The organism is Conexibacter woesei DSM 14684, from assembly GCF_000025265.1.
Classification (GTDB): Bacteria; Actinomycetota; Thermoleophilia; order Solirubrobacterales; family Solirubrobacteraceae; genus Conexibacter; species Conexibacter woesei.
This window is the reverse complement of the sequence record NC_013739.1, coordinates 3,844,559-3,861,196: the sequence shown is the minus strand read 5'-3', so window position 1 is coordinate 3,861,196 and position 16,638 is coordinate 3,844,559. Positions and strand designations below refer to the sequence as shown.

The window sequence follows — 16,638 nt, the reverse complement described above, 5'->3', positions numbered from 1 at the left end:
GCTGCGCCCCGTCCCGTCCGGCTCGTCCGTCTGCCTCCCAGCTGACTCAGACGCCCGCCAGCTCCCGCTGACGCTCGTCCTGCGGTGCCATCGCGCCACCCTCGACGGAGGGCTCGTGCGTGACGCGCGGCAGCCACTCCAGCCAGCGCGGCAGGTACCAGTTCCAGTCGTCGAGCAGCTTCATCGTCGCGGGCAGCAGCACCGCGCGAACGATCGTCGCGTCGATCAGGATCGCGACCGCGAGCCCGATCCCGAGCTGCTTGAACTCGATCGCCGAGAGGGTGGCGAAGATCGAGAAGACCGCGACCATGATGATCGCCGCGCTGGTGACGGTCGACGCGGTCGACTTGATCCCGTGCGCGACCGCCTGCTCGGTCGACATGCCGCGGTCGTACGCCTCCCGCACCCGGCTGAGGATGAACACGTGGTAGTCCATCGAGAGGCCGAACAGGACGACGAACAGGAACAGCGGCAGCCATGACGTGATCGCGCCGGTCGACTCGAAGTCGAGCAGCTTCTCCGCCCACGTGTGCTGGAAGACGAGCACCAGCACGCCGTACGCCGCACCGACCGACAGCAGGTTCAGCAGGATCGCCTTGACCGCGAGCACGATCGAGCGGAACGTCACCAGCAGCAGCAGGAACGCCAGCGACAGGACGAACGCGAACACGTACGGGATCCGCTCGTTCATCAGGTCGTTGAAGTCCTTCGTGCCGGCGGTCGTGCCGGCGACCGGCGTCTCGGCGTTCTTCAGATCTGCCCGCAGCGCCGGCGCCAGCTCGCCGCGCAGCACCGCCAGCGCGTCCTGCGATCTCTGGTTCGTGCCGTCGCCGTCGATCGGCAGCAGCACGCGGGCGACGTCTCTCGATCTCGACAGCTCGATCTGGATCGGCTCGTGGATCACGCCGCTGGCGACGGCCGCTCTGCGGAATCTCGCCAGCGCCGCCTGCGCCTGCGGGGTGCTGAGGTCGCCGGCCCCGCTGACGGCCATCTCGGCCTCGATCTCCTTGCCGGGGAAGACGGCCTGGATCCGGTCATAGGTCTGCATCACCGGCAGCGAGCGCGGCAGCGTCTCGATCCCGGGGACCGACGTCTTCATCCCGAGCACCGGGATGCACAGCGCCAGCAGCAGTCCGCCGGCGAGCAGCATCGAGACGAGCGGCTTGCGCAGCACCGCGTCGATGACGGCGGTCCACATCCGCGGCGTCTTGGAGACGTCGCGCTTGCGCATCAGGAACGGTATGCGGCCCCGGTCGACCTTGTCGCCGAGCTTGGAGAGGATCGCGGGGAGGACCGTCAGCGACGCGACGAGCGAGACGCCGACGACCATGATCGCGCCCATGCCCATGCCGACGAAGGTCGGGTCGCCGGTGATGAACATGCCGGCCATCGCGATCATCACGGTCAGGCCGGAGATCAGGACCGCGCGGCCCGACGTCGCCGCGGCGGCTTGCAGCGCCGCCTCCTCGCTGCGGCCGGCCGCGCGTTCCTCGCGTTCCCGTCGCAGGTAGAAGAGCGTGTAGTCGACCCCGACCGCGAGGCCGATCAGCAGCACGACCGAGGCGACGTTCTCCTCGACCGGGAAGACGTGCGAGCCGAGCGCGACGAGCCCGAGCGTCGCCATCACGGCGGACAGTGCGAGCAGCAGCGGGATCCCCGCCGCGATGAACGCGCCGAACGCGAACACGAGGATGATCAGCGTGACGGGGATCGAGAGGAACTCGGCCTTCTTGAAGTCGTCGCCGAACATCTTCGACAGCGCCTTGCCGGCGCTGGCGCCGCCGAACTGCTCGATCCGCAGGTCGGGGTGCGCGCTCTGCGCCGCTCTCGTCTGCGCGAGCAGCGCGCCGACGTCGTCCTCGGCGTCGTCCTCGGTCTTCGTCAGCTCGACCTGGACGATCGCCGCGTGGCCTCTCTGCGCGATCTGTCCCTCGTTGCCCTGTTCGTAGGGCGAGTCGACCGATCTGACCTCCGGCAGCCCGTCCATCCGTCTGACGACGTCGTCCACGGCCGCTCTGAAGGCTGGATCGTCCGCGGTCAGCCCCGGCGACTGGACGAGGATCGTCTCGGTCGCGCTCTCCGGGAAGCTGTCGTACAGGACCTGCTCGGCGCGGCCCGACTCGCCTGGCCCGCCTTCGCCGTCCTTGGGTGCCTGCGTGCCGACCATGTTGCCGGCCATGAAGGCGACGATCACGAACGCGATCCAGCCGAAGATCGCCTTCTTCCGATGCTGAGCGCTCCACCTTCCGGCGCGCGCTGCGAAGTTCTCTTTCTGCATTGCTCACAACCCCTTGTGGCCCTTGACTCAGTGCTTGCGAGCAGACTTCCAACCGCTGTCCGGCGTGCCCATGAGGACCCCCGGCGAGCGCGGGTGTGGTCAGGCCCCGAGCGGGGGTGGTGCCAGCCCCAGGGCCGCCCGGGAGGGAGCCCGGCATGCGCGTCGCGGCGCCAGGCGGGTGCGGTCGCGGCGGCGCGCCCGCTTCGCGTACCATGGCGAGCCGATGAAGGCCCTCCTGCCAGACGGAACCGAGCTTCAGCTCGACGACGGCGCGACCGGCGCCGACGCCGCCGCCGCGATCGGCGCCGGCCTCGCGCGCGCCGCGCTCGCGGTCAAGGTCGACGGCGCGCTGCGCGACCTCTCCGCCCCCCTGCACGACGGCGCGCGGCTGGAGATCGTCACGCCGTCGAGCGACGAGGCGCTGGAGCTGCTGCGGCACGACACCGCGCACGTGCTCGCCGCCGCGGTGATCGACCTCTACCCGGGCGTGAAGATCTCGATCGGCCCGCCGATCGAGAACGGCTTCTACTACGACTTCGAGTTCCCCGACGGGACCGTCGTCTCCGACGCCGACTTCGAGCGCATCGAGCAGAAGATGCGCGAGCACGTGAAGGCGGACGAGCGGTTCGTGCGCGAGGACGTGTCGGTCGGCGAGGCGCTGGAGCGGTTCGTGCGCGAGAACCAGCCGTACAAGGTCGAGCTGATCGAGGACCTGGTCAAGAACGCCGACGCCGGCGACCCGGTCGAGACCGTCTCGCTCTATACCAACGGCCCGTTCACCGACCTCTGCCGCGGCCCGCACGGCCCCGGCACGAAGCGGATCAAGGCGTTCAAGCTGCAGTCTGTCGCGGGCGCCTACTGGCGCGGCGACGCGAGCCGCACGATGCTGACGCGCATCTACGGCACCGCGTTCTTCTCCAAGGACGATCTCGCCGCCCACCTGGAGCGGCTGGAGGAGGCGAAGAAGCGCGACCACCGCCGCCTCGGCAGAGAGCTGAAGCTGTTCCAGTTCTCGGCTGTCTCGCCCGGCTCCGCCTTCTGGCTCCCGCGCGGCACGTCGCTGTGGAACTCGCTCGTCGCGTTCACGCGCGAGATGAACGAGCCGCGCGGCTACCAGGAGGTCAAGACGCCGCTGATCTTCGACAGCGAGCTGTGGAGAACCTCGGGGCACTGGGACAAGTACCGCGAGAACATGTTCGTCACGCATGCGGAGGACCGCGACCTCGCGGTCAAGCCGATGAACTGCCCCGGCCACGCGCACCTGTTCAGAAGCCAGCGGCACTCGTACCGCGAGCTGCCCGTGCGCTACAGCGAGCCCGGTCTGCTGCACCGCAACGAGCCGTCGGGAACGCTTCACGGCCTCATGCGCGTCCGCCACTTCGCGCAGGACGACGCCCACATCTTCTGCACCGAGGAGCAGGTCCACGGCGAGGTCGTCGCCTGCCTCGATCTGATCTTCGACACGCTCGGCCGCTTCGGCTTCGAGATCGACGTCGAGCTGTCGACCCGGCCCGAGCGGCGGATCGGCACGGACGAGATGTGGGACCGCGCCGAGGGCAAGCTCAGAGCGGCGCTGGAGCAGCAGGGCCTCAGATACCGCGTGAACGAGGGCGACGGCGCCTTCTACGGGCCGAAGATCGACTTCCACGTGACCGACTCGATCGGCCGCTCGTGGCAGCTCGGCACCGTCCAGCTCGACTACTCGTTCCCGGAGCGGTTCGAGCTGACCTACGTCGGCGCCGACGACAGAGAGCACCGCCCGGTGATGATCCACCGCGCGGCGATGGGCTCCTACGAGCGCTTCATCGGCATGCTGATCGAGCACTGGGCGGGCGAGTTCCCGGTCTGGCTGGCGCCCGTGCAGGCGATCGTGCTGCCGATCGCTGACCGTCACGCCGACTACGCGCGCGACGTCGTCGCGCAGCTGCGGGCGGCGCGCGTGCGCGTCGAGCTGGACGACCGCACCGAGTCGGTCGGCCGCAAGATCCGCGACGCGGAGCTGCAGAAGATCCCGTACATGCTCGTGATCGGCGACAGAGAGCGGGAAGCCGGCGAGGTGGCGCTGCGGCGTCATCGCGAGGGCGACGAGGGCAGCCTCCCGGTCGCCGAGTTCGTCGCCCGCGTCGTGAGCGAGACGGAGCAGCGCTCGGCCTAGCGTCGGCACCAGACACCGAAGATGCGGAAGTCCTCATCCGGCGTTGCTGGCGACGCTATACTCACGCACCTTGATGCTTACGACAAACACGTCGCGCAAGCCTTGACGCGACAGAACGACGCTTCCTAGTGCCGGTCCCGCGACGTTTCGACCGGCGCCCGCCTGAGCGGGACACCACGCGCATCAACGAGCGCATCCGCGTTCCCGAGGTGCGCCTCATCGGCGAGGACGGCCAGCAGATCGGCATCCTCAAGACGGCCGATGCCCTGAGGATGGCGCAGGAGCGCGATCTCGACCTCGTCGAGGTCGCCGCCGACGCGCGCCCGCCCGTCTGCCGCATCCTGGACTACTCGAAGTACAGATACGAGCAGGCGCAGAAGCAGAAGGCGGCGCGCAAGCACCAGCAGCAGATCACGATCCGCGAGATCAAGTTCCGCCCGAAGATCGCGCAGAACGACTACGACACGAAGAAGGGGCACGTCACCCGCTTCCTCAAGCACAAGGACAAGGTCAAGGTCACGATCATGTTCCGTGGGCGCGAGGTGACGCATCCCGAGCGTGGTCAGATTCTGTTGGAGAGACTTGCCGAGGAGCTGGCCGATCTGGCCGTCGTCGAGCAGCGTCCGATCCAGGACGGCCGCAACATGACGATGATGCTCGGCCCGTCGAAGGCCGTGCTCGCCGAGGGCGAGGGCGGCAGCGCGCCGAGAAGAGCCGAGAAGGGCTCCGCTCCGGAGAAGGCCTCTACGCCCGCGAAGGCTGAAGAGCCCGCTGCGTCGGTCAACGGCGAGGCGCCGGACGCGAGAGCCGCCGCGGCTGCCGCGAGACCGGCTGCGGCAGAGAGACCTGCTGCGGCAGAGAGAGCTGCTGCGGCCGAGAGAGCTGCTGCGCCCGAGTCGGCCAAGGCTGAGGCTGAGACCGCTGCGCCCGAGGCTGCCGCTCCCGAAGCCACTCCGGCCGAGGCGAGATCCGAGGCTGAGGCGCCTGCGAGAGCTGAGGCGCCTGCGAGAGCTGAGGCACCTGCGAGAGCTGAGCCGAAGGCGAGAGCCGAGGCGCCGGCCGAGCCGAAGTCCGACGGCGCTGCCGCGCCTGCGGCGGAAGCCGAGAGACCGGCGGCCAGAGCGAGAGCAAGACCCGCCAGAGCGAGAGCGGCGAGAGCCGCGAGAGCTCCGGCCGACGCTCCCGCAGCGTCCGGCAGCTGACCGTTCGCGGCGCCCGCGTGGCGATGTCGTCTCGATGATCGCCACGCTGCTCGCCGCCTTCGCGACCGCGGTCGGCGCCGTCACCGGCGCCGCACCCGCTGCGTCGCCGACACCCGTCGCGACCGCTGCCGGTCCGGCGGCGTCGCTTCCGCTCGACCAGGCGGTCGGGCAGCGGATGATCGGCTCGCTGCCCGGCACGACCGTGCCCGACGCGCTCGCGCGGCAGATCCGCCGCGGGCAGCTCGCGGGCGTGATCCTGTTCGCGCGCAACGTCGGCTCGCGCGCGCAGCTGCGCGCGCTGACCGACCGGCTCCAGGCCGAGCGGCGGCGCGGCCCGCGCGCGCTGCGCGACCGCCCGCTGCTGATCATGATCGACCAGGAGGGCGGGCTCGTGAAGCGGCTCCCGGGTGCGCCGGCGCAGTCGGCCGGCGACCTCGGCGCGCGTAACGATCCCGCGCTCGCCCGTCGCGCCGGTCTCGCGACCGCCCGCAACCTGAGCGGGGTGGGGGTCAACGTCAACCTCGCGCCGGTGCTCGACCTCGGGCTGCCGGGCTCCTATCAGCGCTCCACCGAGCGCTCCTACGCCGCCACCGCCGCCGGCGTCAGCCGGATCGGCGGCGCGTTCGCCGACGGACTGAGAGACGGCGGCGTGCTCGCGACCGCCAAGCACTTCCCTGGCCTCGGCCGCGGCCCGGCGAACGAGGACGAGCGGCTCAACCGCATCGACGTCCCGCTCGACTTGCTGCGCGCGACCGACGAGGCGCCGTTCAGAGACGCCGCCCGCCGCGGCGTCCCGTTCGTGATGGTCTCGACGGGGATCTACCCCGCGCTCGACGAGCGCCCGGCGATGTTCTCCGAGCGCGTCACGACCCGCGAGCTGCGCGACGTCGTCGGCTTCAGAGGGGTGACCGTCACCGACGACCTCGAGGTCTCCGCGATCGCGCACCTGACGCCCGAGCGCAAGGCGCTCGCGTCGGTCCGCGCCGGCAACGACCTGCTGCTGTTCTGCCAGACCGCGGCCGCCGCCGACCGCGGTGCCGCGGCGCTCGTGCGCGCGGTCCGGAGCGGCGCGATCGAACGTGCGAGCATCGACGCGGGCGCCGACCGGGTGCTCGCGCTCCGCGCCGGGCTGCGGTGAGGCCGCCGCCGGGCCGGTGAATCCGCAGGATCTCGCCGAGTTTGCTTTACTTCTCCGTCCCAATGCCCAAGATGAAGACTCATTCCGGCGCCAAGAAGCGCTTCAAGGTGTCGGCCAAGGGCAAGGTCCGTGGCCGCCACGCCTTCACCAGCCACATACTCGAGAAGAAGTCGCCGAAGCGTAAGCGGCGTCTCGGTAGACCGGCGCAGATCTCCGATCACGACGCGCCGCGCGTGAAGAAGCTGCTCGGGGTGGGCAAGTGACCCGCGTCAAGCGGTCCGTCCACGCGCGCAAGAAGCGCCGTGAAGTCCTGGAGATGACCAGAGGCTTCCGTGGCGAGGCGAACCACAACTACAGACGCGCGAAGGAAGCCCTCCTCAAGGCGGACCAGTACCGCTACCGCGATCGCCGCAACCGCAAGCGCGACTTCCGTCGCCTGTGGATCACGCGCATCAACGCGGCCGCGCGGATGAACGACCTGTCGTACTCGCAGTTCATGCACGGCCTGCAGCTGGCCGGCGTCGAAGTCGATCGCAAGATCCTCGCGGACATCGCCGTCCGTGACGCCGAGGCGTTCCGACGTTTTGCCGACAAGGCCCGTGAGGCGTTGGCGGCGGCTGCCTAGCCGAATCCCAGCCAGCATCTCCCGAACGGGCGCCGACTCCACCAGGACGGCGCCCTTTCTGTTTAAGGACCCGTCCCGAACCCACCATCCCGGATGCCACCGATCACCTCACCCCACAACGAGCGACTGAAGGAGCTGCGGCGCCTCGCGCGCAAGCGCGGCCGCGACGAGAGCGGCCGCTTCGTCGCCGAGGGAGAGGACCTGCTCGCCGCCGCCGACGAGGCCGGTTGGCGTCCCGTCGAGCGCTACTGCGCGGCGGGCAGCGGCCTGCCCGGCACGGAGGTCGAGGCGGACGTGCTCGCGCACGTCTCCCAGCTCGGCTCCGGCACGCGCGCGCTCGCCGTCTACGAGCAGCGCTGGGCCGACGCCCCTGCGGGTCCGCTGTGCGTCTACCTGCACGGGATCGCCGACCCCGGCAACGTCGGCACCGTGCTGCGCTCCGCGCTCGCGTTCGGTGCGGCGTCGGTCGCGCTCGGGCCCGGCTGCGCCGACCCGTTCGGCCCGAAGGCGGTGCGCGCGAGCATGGGCGCGGTCTTCCAGGTGCCGCTCGCCCGCGCAAGTGGCGACGTCGCCGCGCTGCCCGGCACGACGATCGCGCTCGACGCGCACGCCGGCTCCGGTCCGCTGCACGGCCCGCTCGGCGAGCCGGCGACGCTGCTGATCGGCGCCGAACGCGCCGGGCTGCCCGAGGCGCTGCTGGAGGCATGCGACCGGACGGCGCGAATCCCGATCCGCTCGGAGTCGCTGAACGCCGCGATGGCGGCGACGATCGCACTGTACGAGGCAACGCGCGGCGAGGATGCCGGGGACCATAGGATGAGCGCCGCATGATCGAGCGGATCGACGAGCTGAAGAGAGCGGGGGAGGCCGAGGTCGCCGCCGCCGCCACGACCGACGCGCTGGAGCACGCGCGCGTCAGATGGCTCGGGCGCAAGGCCGAGCTGCCGAACATGCTGCGCGGCGTCGCGCAGCTGCCGCCGGAGCAGCGCGGCGCGGTCGGCAAGGCGGCCAACGAGGCACGCAAGGCGCTGGAGGCGCTGATCGATGCGCGCAACGCCGACCTCGCCGCCGCCGAGCTGGACGTGCAGCTCGCCGCCGACCGGGTCGACGTGACGCTGCCAGGCGCGCCGCTGCCGGCCGCCGGCGGCCTGCACCTGCTGAGCCAGACGCGGCGCGAGATCGAGGACGTCTTCGTCGGGATGGGCTTCACCGTCGCCGAGGGGCCGGAGGTCGAGCGCGTCTACTACAACTTCGACGCGCTCAACCACGACGCGGCGCACCCGGCGCGGCTCAAGAGCGACACCTTCTACGTCGCCGACGACGTCGTCCTGCGCACGCACACCTCGCCGATGCAGGTGCGCGCGATGGAGCTGCAGCCGCCGCCGCTGTTCCTGATCGTGCCCGGCCGCGTCTACCGGCGCGACTCCGACGCGACGCACACGCCGCAGTTCCACCAGATCGAAGGGCTCGCGGTCGACGAGGACATCACGCTCGCCGACCTCAAGGGGACGCTGCTGCAGTTCGCCCGCGCGATCTTCGGCGACGAGCGCGAGGTCCGCCTGCGGCCGCACTTCTTCCCGTTCACCGAGCCGAGCGTCGAGATCGACGTCTCCTGCTTCCGCTGCGACGGCACCGGCCACCTCAAGGACGGTTCGCGCTGCGGCCTCTGCAAGGGCACCGGCTGGATCGAGATCCTCGGCGCCGGGATGGTCGATCCGAACGTCTTCGGCCACGTCAGAGAGCACGGCTACGACCCGGAGAAGATCCAGGGCTTCGCGTTCGGCATGGGCGTCGAGCGGATCGCGTTCCTCAAGCACGGCGTCTCCGACCTGCGCCTCTTCTACGACAACGACCTCCGCTTCCTGCGGCAGTTCTGACAGGAGGCCATCGCGATGAAGGTCCCGCTTTCCTGGCTCCATGAGCACTGCCATCCCGACCTCGGCGCCGACGCGCTGGCGACCCGCCTGGCACTGACGGGCACCGAGGTCGAGCGCGTGCTCCACCACGGCGTCCCGTCGGAGGAGTCGTTCGTCGTCGCGCGTGTGCTCGAAGCCGAGCAGCACCCCGACGCCGACCGCCTGCGCGTCACGCAGCTCGACGTCGGCGAGGACGAGCCGGTGCAGGTCGTCTGCGGTGCGCCGAACGCGCGCGCAGGCATCACCGTCGCGCTCGCGCGCCCCGGCGCGCGGCTGCCGGACGGCACGAAGCTGAAGAAGGCGAAGCTGCGCGGGGTCGTCTCGCACGGGATGATCCTCGGCGAGTCCGAGGTCGACATCGGCGTCGACCACAGCGGGATCATGGAGCTGGACGGCGACCTGATCCCCGGCACGCCGCTCGGCAACGTGCTGCCGCTCTCGACCGACGTGCTGGAGCTGGAGGTCACGCCCAACCGGCCCGACTGCCTCGGCGTCTACGGCGTCGCACGCGAGGTCCACGCCGCGACCGGTGCGCCGCTCGGCAGCGCGCCGTGGGAGCAGGATCTCGGCAGCGACGGCCCGTTGGAGGGCGCCGAGGTCGCGGTCGAGACGGAGCGCTGCCCGCGCTTCACCGTGCGGATCTTCGACAACGTCACGATCGGCCCCTCGCCGCACTGGCTCAAGGCGCGGCTGATGGCCGCCGGCCAGCGGCCGATCTCGAACGTCGTCGACATCACCAACTACGCGATGCTGCTGACCGGGCATCCGCTCCACGCGTTCGACCTCGACCGCGTCGCGGGCGGGCGCCTGACGGTCCGCGACGGGCGTGACGGCGACGTGCTGGAGACGCTCGACGGCGAGACGCGCAGACTCGACGCCGACATGGTCGTGATCTGCGACGCGGACGGCCCGACCTCGCTCGCCGGCGTGATGGGCGGCGCGCGCTCGGAGGTCCACGACGGGACGACGCGCGTGCTGATGGAATCGGCCAGCTGGAACGGCCCGAACATCCAGCGCACGTCGACGCGGCTGGGTCTGCGCAGCGAGGCGTCCGGCCGCTTCGAGAAGGGCCTCTCGCCCGAGCAGGCGATGGAGGCGCAAACGGTCGCGACGCGGCTGATGGTCGAGCTGACCGGCGCGACGGTGCGCCCCGGCACGCTCGACGTCGCCGGCTCGGCCGGCTGGGACGGCGCGCACGCGACGATCCGGCTGCGCGACGCGCGCGTCTCCGGGCTGCTCGGCGCCGAGGTTCCGCGCAGCCGCAGCGCCGAGATCCTGAGCGCGCTCGGCTTCGGCACCGCCGACGCGGCCGACGGCCTCGACGTGACCGTTCCCCATTTCCGGCGCAACGACGTCACGCGCGAGGCCGACCTGATCGAGGAGGTCGCGCGGATCGACGGCGTCGACAAGCTGCCGGCGACGCTGCCGCTGCGCCGCGGCGCGGCCGGCCGGCTGACGCCGTGGCAGCAGCTGCGCCGCCGCGCTGCCGACACGCTCGCCGGCGCCGGCCTGCACGAGGTGATCGGCTGGAGCTGGAGCCCGCCCGAGCTGGCCGACAGACTGCGGCTGCCGGCGGAGGACCCGCGCCGCGCCGCGATCGCGGTCGAGAACCCGATGTCGGCCGAGCACGGGCTGCTGCGCACGACGCTGATCGGCGGGCTGCTCGACGTCGCGCGCCGCAACGTGACGCACGGCATCGCTGACGTCGCGATCTTCGAGTCCGGTGCCGTCTACCTGCCCGCGGGGAATGGCGAGCTGCCGCACGAGCCGCACCTGCTCGGCGTGCTGCTGACCGGCGCCGCGCGCCCCGCGACGTGGCGCGAGCCGCAGCCGCCGGAGTCCGACTTCTTCGCCGCCAAGGGTGTGCTCGCGCACCTGCTCGACGCGCTGCGGGTCGACTGGAGCGTCGAGCCGGGCGCCGAGCCGTTCCTGCACCCGGGGCGTGCCGCGAGCGTGCTCGCGGGCGGCCACCGCGTCGGCTGGCTGGGCGAGATCCATCCGGCGATCGCCGCCGACTGGGACCTGGAGCGGACGGCCGCCTTCACGCTCGACCTCAGCGCCGTGATCGGCGCCGTCGCCGGACCCGCCGTCTACGCGGACTACACGAGCTTCCCGGAGGTGCGGCAGGACCTCGCGGTCGTGCTCGCCGACGACGTGCCGGCGGGCGAGGTCGTGCGGATCGTGCGCGAGGCCGGCGGGCCGCTGCTCGCCGACGCCGAGGTGTTCGACGTCTACCGTGGCGCGCAGGTCGGCGAGGGCAAGGTCTCGCTCGCGCTGCGGCTCGCGTTCCGCTCGCCCGAGCGGACGCTGACCGACGACGAGGTGGCGGAGCGGCGCAGCGCGATCGAGGAGGCGCTCGCGGGTCTGGGGGGCAGCCTCCGTGCCTAGCTCCACCAGCGTCTCCGTCTTCGGCGCGTCGGGCTACGCCGGCGCGCTCGCCGCCGCGCTGCTGCAGCGCCACCCGCGCTTCGAGCTGCGCACGATCACGTCGCGCTCCGACGTCGGCCGGAGGCTCGACGAGCTGTACCCGCGCCACCGCGTCCCGCTGGAGATGGTGGAGCTGGACCTCGACCGCCACGGCGACGTCGACGCGGCGATCGTCGCCTACCCGCACCACGCCGCCGCACCGGTCGTCGCCGGCCTGCGCGAGCGCGGCGTGCGCGTGATCGACCTGTCGGCCGACTTCCGCCTCACCGACCTGCCGACGTACGAGCAGTGGTACGGACCGCACGCCGCGCCGCAGCTGTTCGGCAGCGCCGCCTACGGCCTGCCGGAGCTGGGCTACCGCGAGCGGATCGCGGAGGCCGACGTCGTCGCCAACCCCGGCTGCTTCCCGACCGCCGCGCTGCTCGGCCTCGCGCCGCTGGCGCGCGCCGGGCTGGTCGACGACGTCGTGATCGACGCGAAGACCGGCGTCTCCGGCGCCGGCCGCGCTGCGACCGAGAAGACCCACTTCGTGACGGTCGACGAGAACGTCGCCGCGTACGGGCTCGCCGGCCACCGCCACGCGCCCGAGATCGACCAGGAGCTGGCGGTGCTCGGCGCCGAGGTCACGGTCACGTTCGTCCCGCACCTGCTGCCGCTCGACCAGGGCGAGCTGATCTCTGCCTACGTGCGGCCGAGCCGCGACGTGACCGAGCAGGAGCTGCTCGACCTCTACGCCGAGCACTACGCGGGCGAGCGGTTCGTCGAGCTGACCGGCGCCTCGCCCGGCGTGCGTGACGTGCGCGAGACGAACATCGCGCGGATCAAGGTGACGCGCGATGCGCGCTCCGGCCGCGTGCTCGTCTTCGCAGCGATCGACAACCTCTGGAAGGGGACCTCCTCGCAGGCGGTCCAGAACCTCAACCTGATGTTCGGCTACGACGAGGCGGAAGGTTTGTCATGAGCAGCGGTTTCTTCACCTCCCGCTGGGTCCCGCGGCCCGGCCACGTGCACGAGACCGAAGGCGGGCTCGCACGCGGCTTCCGCGCCGCCGGCGTCGCCAGCGGCGTCAAGGCTGACGGGGTGAAGGACCTCGGCCTGCTCGTCTGCGACGCCGACGACGCCGTCAGCGCCGCACGCTTCACGCGCTCCGGGGTGCTCGCGGCACCGGTCGTCGTCACGAAGGAGCGGACCGACTTGGCGAACCTCCGCGCAGTCGTCGCCAACTCCGGCAACGCGAACGCCGCGACTGGCGCGCAGGGGGTCGAGGACGCCGCCGCGACGCAGCAGGCGGCGAGCCGCGTCGTCGGCGTCGACGCGACGCAGGTCGCGCTCGGCTCGACCGGCGTGATCGGCGTGCCGCTCCAGCTCGACCGCGTGCTCGGCGGCCTCGAGACGGCCCACGGCGAGCTGCGCACCGACGGCGACGGCGACTTCGCCGACGCGATCCGCACGACCGACAGATTCGCCAAGCGCGCGTCGCTGCTCGTCGAGCTGCCGTCCGGCGACGTGCGGCTCTCCGCCCAGTGCAAGGGCGCGGGGATGATCCAGCCGAACTTCGCGACGATGCTCTGCTTCGTGCAGACCGACGCGCTGCTCGATGCCGACACCGCGAACCTGCTGCTCGGCGTGACCGTCAAGCGCTCGTTCGACCGCATCTCGGTCGACGGCCAGCTGTCGACCAACGACACGGTCGTCCTGATGGCGAGCGGCGCCAGCGGCGTGAGGGTCGAGCCCGAGAGCGAGGACGAGCTGAAGCTGGGGGAGGCGCTCGACGCGCTCCTGCGCCAGCTCGCGCTGCAGATCGTCGCCGACGGCGAGGGTTCCAAGCGGATCGGCCGCGTCGTCGTGCACGGCGAGGACCCCGAGGCGGTCGAGCGCGTCGCGCGGACCGTCGCCAACTCGCCGCTCGTCAAGACCGCGCTGCACGGCGGCGACCCGAACTGGGGCCGGATCGCGCAGGCGGTCGGGGCCGCGCTGCTCGACACCGCGCCGCTGCCGTTCGACATCGCGATCGAGGGCGTGACCGTCCTCGCCGACGGCGCCGGCCTGCGCTTCGACGAGGCCGCGCTGAACGCCGCCGTCGGAGGGAGCGAGGTCGAGTACGTGATCGCCCTCCCGGGCGAGGGCGCCGAGACCGAGGTCTTCTTCTCCGACCTCGGACACGAGTACGTGACGATCAACGCGGACTACACGACATGAGCCCCACTGCACCGATACGCGACGTCGCGACACTGCTCGAGGCGCTGCCCTACATCCGTGAGTTCCACGGCAAGACCGTCGTCATCAAGTACGGCGGGGCGGCGATGGTCGACCCCGCGCTGCGCGAGGAGTTCGCGCGCGACGTCGTGCTGATGAAGTACGTCGGGATCAACCCGATCGTCGTCCACGGCGGCGGGCCCGACATCACCGCCTACATGGACCGCCTCGGCCTGCCGGTCGAGTTCGTCTCCGGGCTGCGCGTCTCCGACGCCGACACCGTCGAGATCGCCAAGATGGTGCTCGTCGGCAAGGTCAACAAGGACATCGTCCTGCGCCTCGGCCGCCACGGCCAGCCGGCCGTCGGCCTCTGCGGCGACGACGGGATGCTGTTCCGCGCGGCGCGCAAGGCCGCGCCCAACGGCGAGGACATCGGCTTCGTCGGCTCGATCGAGCGCGTCGACACCGACGTGCTGACGCACATCGCGCAGGACTACATCCCGGTGATCGCGTCGGTCGGCGCCGACCGCGACGGCAACTCGTACAACATCAACGCGGACGAGGCGGCCGGCGCCGTCGCGCGCGCGCTCGGTGCGTACAAGGTGATGTTCCTGACCGACGTGCGAGGGTGGCTTCGCGACCCTGCCGACCAGGACAGCGTCATCAACGAGGTGACGGCCGACGAGGTCGAGCGCCAGCTGCCCGAGATCGCCGGCGGCATGCGGCCGAAGCTCGCCGCCTGCATCGAGGCGATCCACGGCGGCGTCAGCTCCGCGGTGATCGTCGACGGCCGCGTGCCGCACTCGCTCCTGCTGGAGCTGTTCACCGACGCCGGTCTCGGCACGATGGTCAAGCCGGCGATCTAGGCGACACTGATGACCCTTTCCGACCTCCAGGCGATCGAGTCCGCCCACGTCATCCCGTCCTACGCCCGCTACCCCGTCGAGATCGTGCGCGGCGAGGGGACACGGATGTGGGACGCCGAAGGCGCCGAGTACCTCGACTTCCTCTCCGGCATCTCGGTGCTCAACGTCGGCCACTGCCACCCGGCCGTCGTCGAGGCCGTGCGCGAGCAGGCCGGCCGCCTGACGCACACGACGAACCTCTTCTACACCGAGCCGGCGATGCGGCTGGCGGAGCGGCTGGCGACCAGCTCGCTCGGCGGCAAGGTCTTCTTCTGCAACTCGGGGACGGAGGCCAACGAGGCCGCGCTGAAGCTCGTCCGCAAGGCGAAGCCGCGCGGCGAGATCGTCGTCCTGCACGGCGGCTTCCACGGCCGCACGTACGGCTCGCTGAGCGCGACGCCGCAGGAGTCCAAGCAGGCGCCGTTCGCGCCGCTGGTGCCCGGCTTCGTCGTCGTGCAGCCGACCGTCGCGGCGATCGAGGCGGCGGTGCACGAGGGCACCGCGGCAGTCCTGCTGGAGCCGATCCAGGGGGAGACGGGCGTCCACCCGATCCCCGACGAGGTGCTGCTCGCCGCCCGCGCGGCGTGCGACCGCGTCGGCGCGGCGCTCGTCTTCGACGAGATCCAGACCGGGATGGGCCGCACCGGCACGCTGTGGTGCTACGAGCAGACGCCGGTCGTCCCCGACGCGATCACGAGCGCGAAGGCGCTCGGCGGCGGTCTGCCGATCGGCGCGCTCGTGACCGGCCCGCGGCTCGCGGACGTGTTCGCGCCCGGCGACCACGGCTCGACGTTCGCCGGCGGCCCGCTCGTCGCGGCGGCCGCGAACGCCGCCTTCGAGCTGCTGGCCGATCCGGGGCTGCTGGCGCGCGTGCGCGAGCACGGCGAGCTGCTGAAGGAGCGGCTGCGGGCGCTGCCGGGCGTCGAGAACGTGCGCGGGCGCGGCCTGATGGTCGGCTTCGAGGTCGCTGACGCGCCGGCGTTCGCCAAGCGCTCGCTGCTCGAGCAGCGGCTCGTCGTCAACGCGACCGGCCCGGCCACGATCCGCCTGCTGCCGCCGCTCGTCGTGACCGCCGCCGAGATCGACGACGCCGTGTCGCGCCTCGCCCGGCTGCTGTGACAGCGCGCGTCGAGTTCTGACCACGGGCGGGACGTCGGGTCATCGCGCTGCGGCCACGGGTATGGTCTGGTGGACCTCCCGTGATTCGCATCCTGATCGTCGACGACCATCCCGCTGTGCGTGCCGGCCTGGTGGCGGTCCTGCGCAGCGAGCCAGGGCTCGTGCCCGTCGGCGCCGCCGCCGACGAGTCCGAAGGCTGGCGGCTCGTCCAGCGCGCGCGGCCCGACCTCGTCCTGCTCGACCTGCACCTGCCGGGCGGCAACAGCCTCGCGCTGTGCCGCCGCATCAAGCGGCTGGAGCCGCAGACGAAGGTGCTGATCTACTCCGCCTTCGCGCACGACGAGCTGGCGATCGCCGCGACCCTCGCCGGCGCCGACGGCATGCTCGACAAGACTGAGCCGATGCTGGAGCTGTTCGACGGGATCCGCCGCGTGCACAGGGGCGAGCACCTGCTCGCGCCGATCACGCCCGAGCGGCTGCAGGACGCCCGCTCGCGGATTCCGACGCCGGACTGGCCGGTCGTCGCGATGCTGCTCGACGGGACCTCCGACGAGGACATCGCGCAGACGCTCGGCGTCCGCCAGGAGGAGCTCGACGCCCGCGTCGAGCGGCTGCTCGCGAGGCTCGCGCCGTCGGCGGCGCGCTCGCGCGCCTGAACCGCCTCGCCGCCCGCCATC

At 71.8% G+C, this 16,638-nt stretch carries 14 protein-coding genes; 13 read left to right on the top strand and 1 reads right to left on the bottom strand.

Annotated features, from left to right (window positions below):
- Positions 1-46 precede the first annotated feature (46 nt).
- Positions 47-2,278 carry an MMPL family transporter gene (locus CWOE_RS18125; RefSeq protein WP_012935092.1) on the bottom strand — a complete coding sequence of 744 codons (2,232 nt, stop codon included), beginning with the start codon at positions 2,276-2,278 and terminating at the stop codon, positions 47-49.
- A gap of 223 nt (positions 2,279-2,501) precedes the next feature.
- Here CWOE_RS18125 and thrS point away from each other — a divergent pair, with 223 nt between their 5' ends.
- The 13 genes from thrS (at position 2,502) to CWOE_RS18060 (ending at position 16,617) form a co-directional block, all read left to right on the top strand.
- Complete coding sequence (thrS, locus tag CWOE_RS18120) at positions 2,502-4,433, top strand: threonine--tRNA ligase (protein WP_012935091.1); 1,932 nt, start codon at positions 2,502-2,504, stop codon at positions 4,431-4,433.
- 128 nt (positions 4,434-4,561) lie between these two features.
- Positions 4,562-5,635, top strand: coding sequence for a translation initiation factor IF-3 (gene infC / locus CWOE_RS33895; RefSeq protein ID WP_012935090.1), 1,074 nt, complete (start codon positions 4,562-4,564; stop codon positions 5,633-5,635).
- A 34-nt stretch (positions 5,636-5,669) separates the two neighbouring features.
- Complete coding sequence (locus CWOE_RS18110; protein ID WP_012935089.1) at positions 5,670-6,773, top strand: glycoside hydrolase family 3 N-terminal domain-containing protein; 1,104 nt, start codon at positions 5,670-5,672, stop codon at positions 6,771-6,773.
- A 62-nt stretch (positions 6,774-6,835) separates the two neighbouring features.
- Positions 6,836-7,036, top strand: coding sequence for a 50S ribosomal protein L35 (gene rpmI, locus CWOE_RS18105; RefSeq protein ID WP_012935088.1), 201 nt, complete (start codon positions 6,836-6,838; stop codon positions 7,034-7,036).
- Positions 7,033-7,398 carry a 50S ribosomal protein L20 gene (gene rplT / locus CWOE_RS18100; protein ID WP_012935087.1) on the top strand — a complete coding sequence of 122 codons (366 nt, stop codon included), beginning with the start codon at positions 7,033-7,035 and terminating at the stop codon, positions 7,396-7,398. Before rpmI ends, rplT begins: the two co-directional genes overlap by 4 nt.
- A gap of 93 nt (positions 7,399-7,491) precedes the next feature.
- Positions 7,492-8,229: a TrmH family RNA methyltransferase gene (locus CWOE_RS18095; protein ID WP_012935086.1), complete on the top strand. Its 738-nt coding sequence runs from the start codon at positions 7,492-7,494 to the stop codon at positions 8,227-8,229.
- Positions 8,226-9,275, top strand: coding sequence for a phenylalanine--tRNA ligase subunit alpha (gene pheS / locus CWOE_RS18090; protein ID WP_012935085.1), 1,050 nt, complete (start codon positions 8,226-8,228; stop codon positions 9,273-9,275). Before CWOE_RS18095 ends, pheS begins: the two co-directional genes overlap by 4 nt.
- Positions 9,276-9,290: 15 nt before the next feature.
- Positions 9,291-11,702 (top strand): phenylalanine--tRNA ligase subunit beta, encoded by a 2,412-nt coding sequence (gene pheT / locus CWOE_RS18085; protein WP_012935084.1) that lies wholly within the window; start codon positions 9,291-9,293, stop codon positions 11,700-11,702.
- Positions 11,695-12,702: an N-acetyl-gamma-glutamyl-phosphate reductase gene (argC, locus tag CWOE_RS18080; protein WP_012935083.1), complete on the top strand. Its 1,008-nt coding sequence runs from the start codon at positions 11,695-11,697 to the stop codon at positions 12,700-12,702. The genes pheT and argC overlap by 8 nt, the downstream gene beginning before the upstream one ends.
- On the top strand, positions 12,699-13,940 hold the full coding sequence (gene argJ, locus CWOE_RS18075; RefSeq protein WP_012935082.1) for a bifunctional glutamate N-acetyltransferase/amino-acid acetyltransferase ArgJ: 1,242 nt from the start codon (positions 12,699-12,701) through the stop codon (positions 13,938-13,940). Before argC ends, argJ begins: the two co-directional genes overlap by 4 nt.
- The gene (gene argB, locus CWOE_RS18070) at positions 13,937-14,803 is read left to right on the top strand and encodes an acetylglutamate kinase (RefSeq protein WP_012935081.1); all 867 of its coding nucleotides are present in this window, start codon (positions 13,937-13,939) and stop codon (positions 14,801-14,803) included. Before argJ ends, argB begins: the two co-directional genes overlap by 4 nt.
- Positions 14,804-14,812: 9 nt before the next feature.
- Entirely contained in the window at positions 14,813-15,961 is a 1,149-nt protein-coding gene (locus CWOE_RS18065) for an aspartate aminotransferase family protein (protein ID WP_012935080.1), read from the top strand.
- A gap of 80 nt (positions 15,962-16,041) precedes the next feature.
- On the top strand, positions 16,042-16,617 hold the full coding sequence (locus CWOE_RS18060; protein WP_012935079.1) for a response regulator: 576 nt from the start codon (positions 16,042-16,044) through the stop codon (positions 16,615-16,617).
- Positions 16,618-16,638: the final 21 nt, after the last annotated feature.

Excerpts from the sequence above, each read along its gene's own strand:
- CWOE_RS18125 (WP_012935092.1), bottom strand. The coding sequence starts at position 2,278 with ATGCAGAAAGAGAACTTCGCAGCGCGCGCCGGAAGGTGGAGCGCTCAG.
- thrS (WP_012935091.1), top strand. The coding sequence starts at position 2,502 with ATGAAGGCCCTCCTGCCAGACGGAACCGAGCTTCAGCTCGACGACGGC.
- CWOE_RS18065 (WP_012935080.1), top strand. The coding sequence starts at position 14,813 with ATGACCCTTTCCGACCTCCAGGCGATCGAGTCCGCCCACGTCATCCCG.
- argB (WP_012935081.1), top strand. The coding sequence starts at position 13,937 with ATGAGCCCCACTGCACCGATACGCGACGTCGCGACACTGCTCGAGGCG.
- argJ (WP_012935082.1), top strand. The coding sequence starts at position 12,699 with ATGAGCAGCGGTTTCTTCACCTCCCGCTGGGTCCCGCGGCCCGGCCAC.
- pheS (WP_012935085.1), top strand. The coding sequence starts at position 8,226 with ATGATCGAGCGGATCGACGAGCTGAAGAGAGCGGGGGAGGCCGAGGTC.
- CWOE_RS18110 (WP_012935089.1), top strand. The coding sequence starts at position 5,670 with ATGATCGCCACGCTGCTCGCCGCCTTCGCGACCGCGGTCGGCGCCGTC.
- pheT (WP_012935084.1), top strand. The coding sequence starts at position 9,291 with ATGAAGGTCCCGCTTTCCTGGCTCCATGAGCACTGCCATCCCGACCTC.
- CWOE_RS18095 (WP_012935086.1), top strand. The coding sequence starts at position 7,492 with ATGCCACCGATCACCTCACCCCACAACGAGCGACTGAAGGAGCTGCGG.
- rpmI (WP_012935088.1), top strand. The coding sequence starts at position 6,836 with ATGCCCAAGATGAAGACTCATTCCGGCGCCAAGAAGCGCTTCAAGGTG.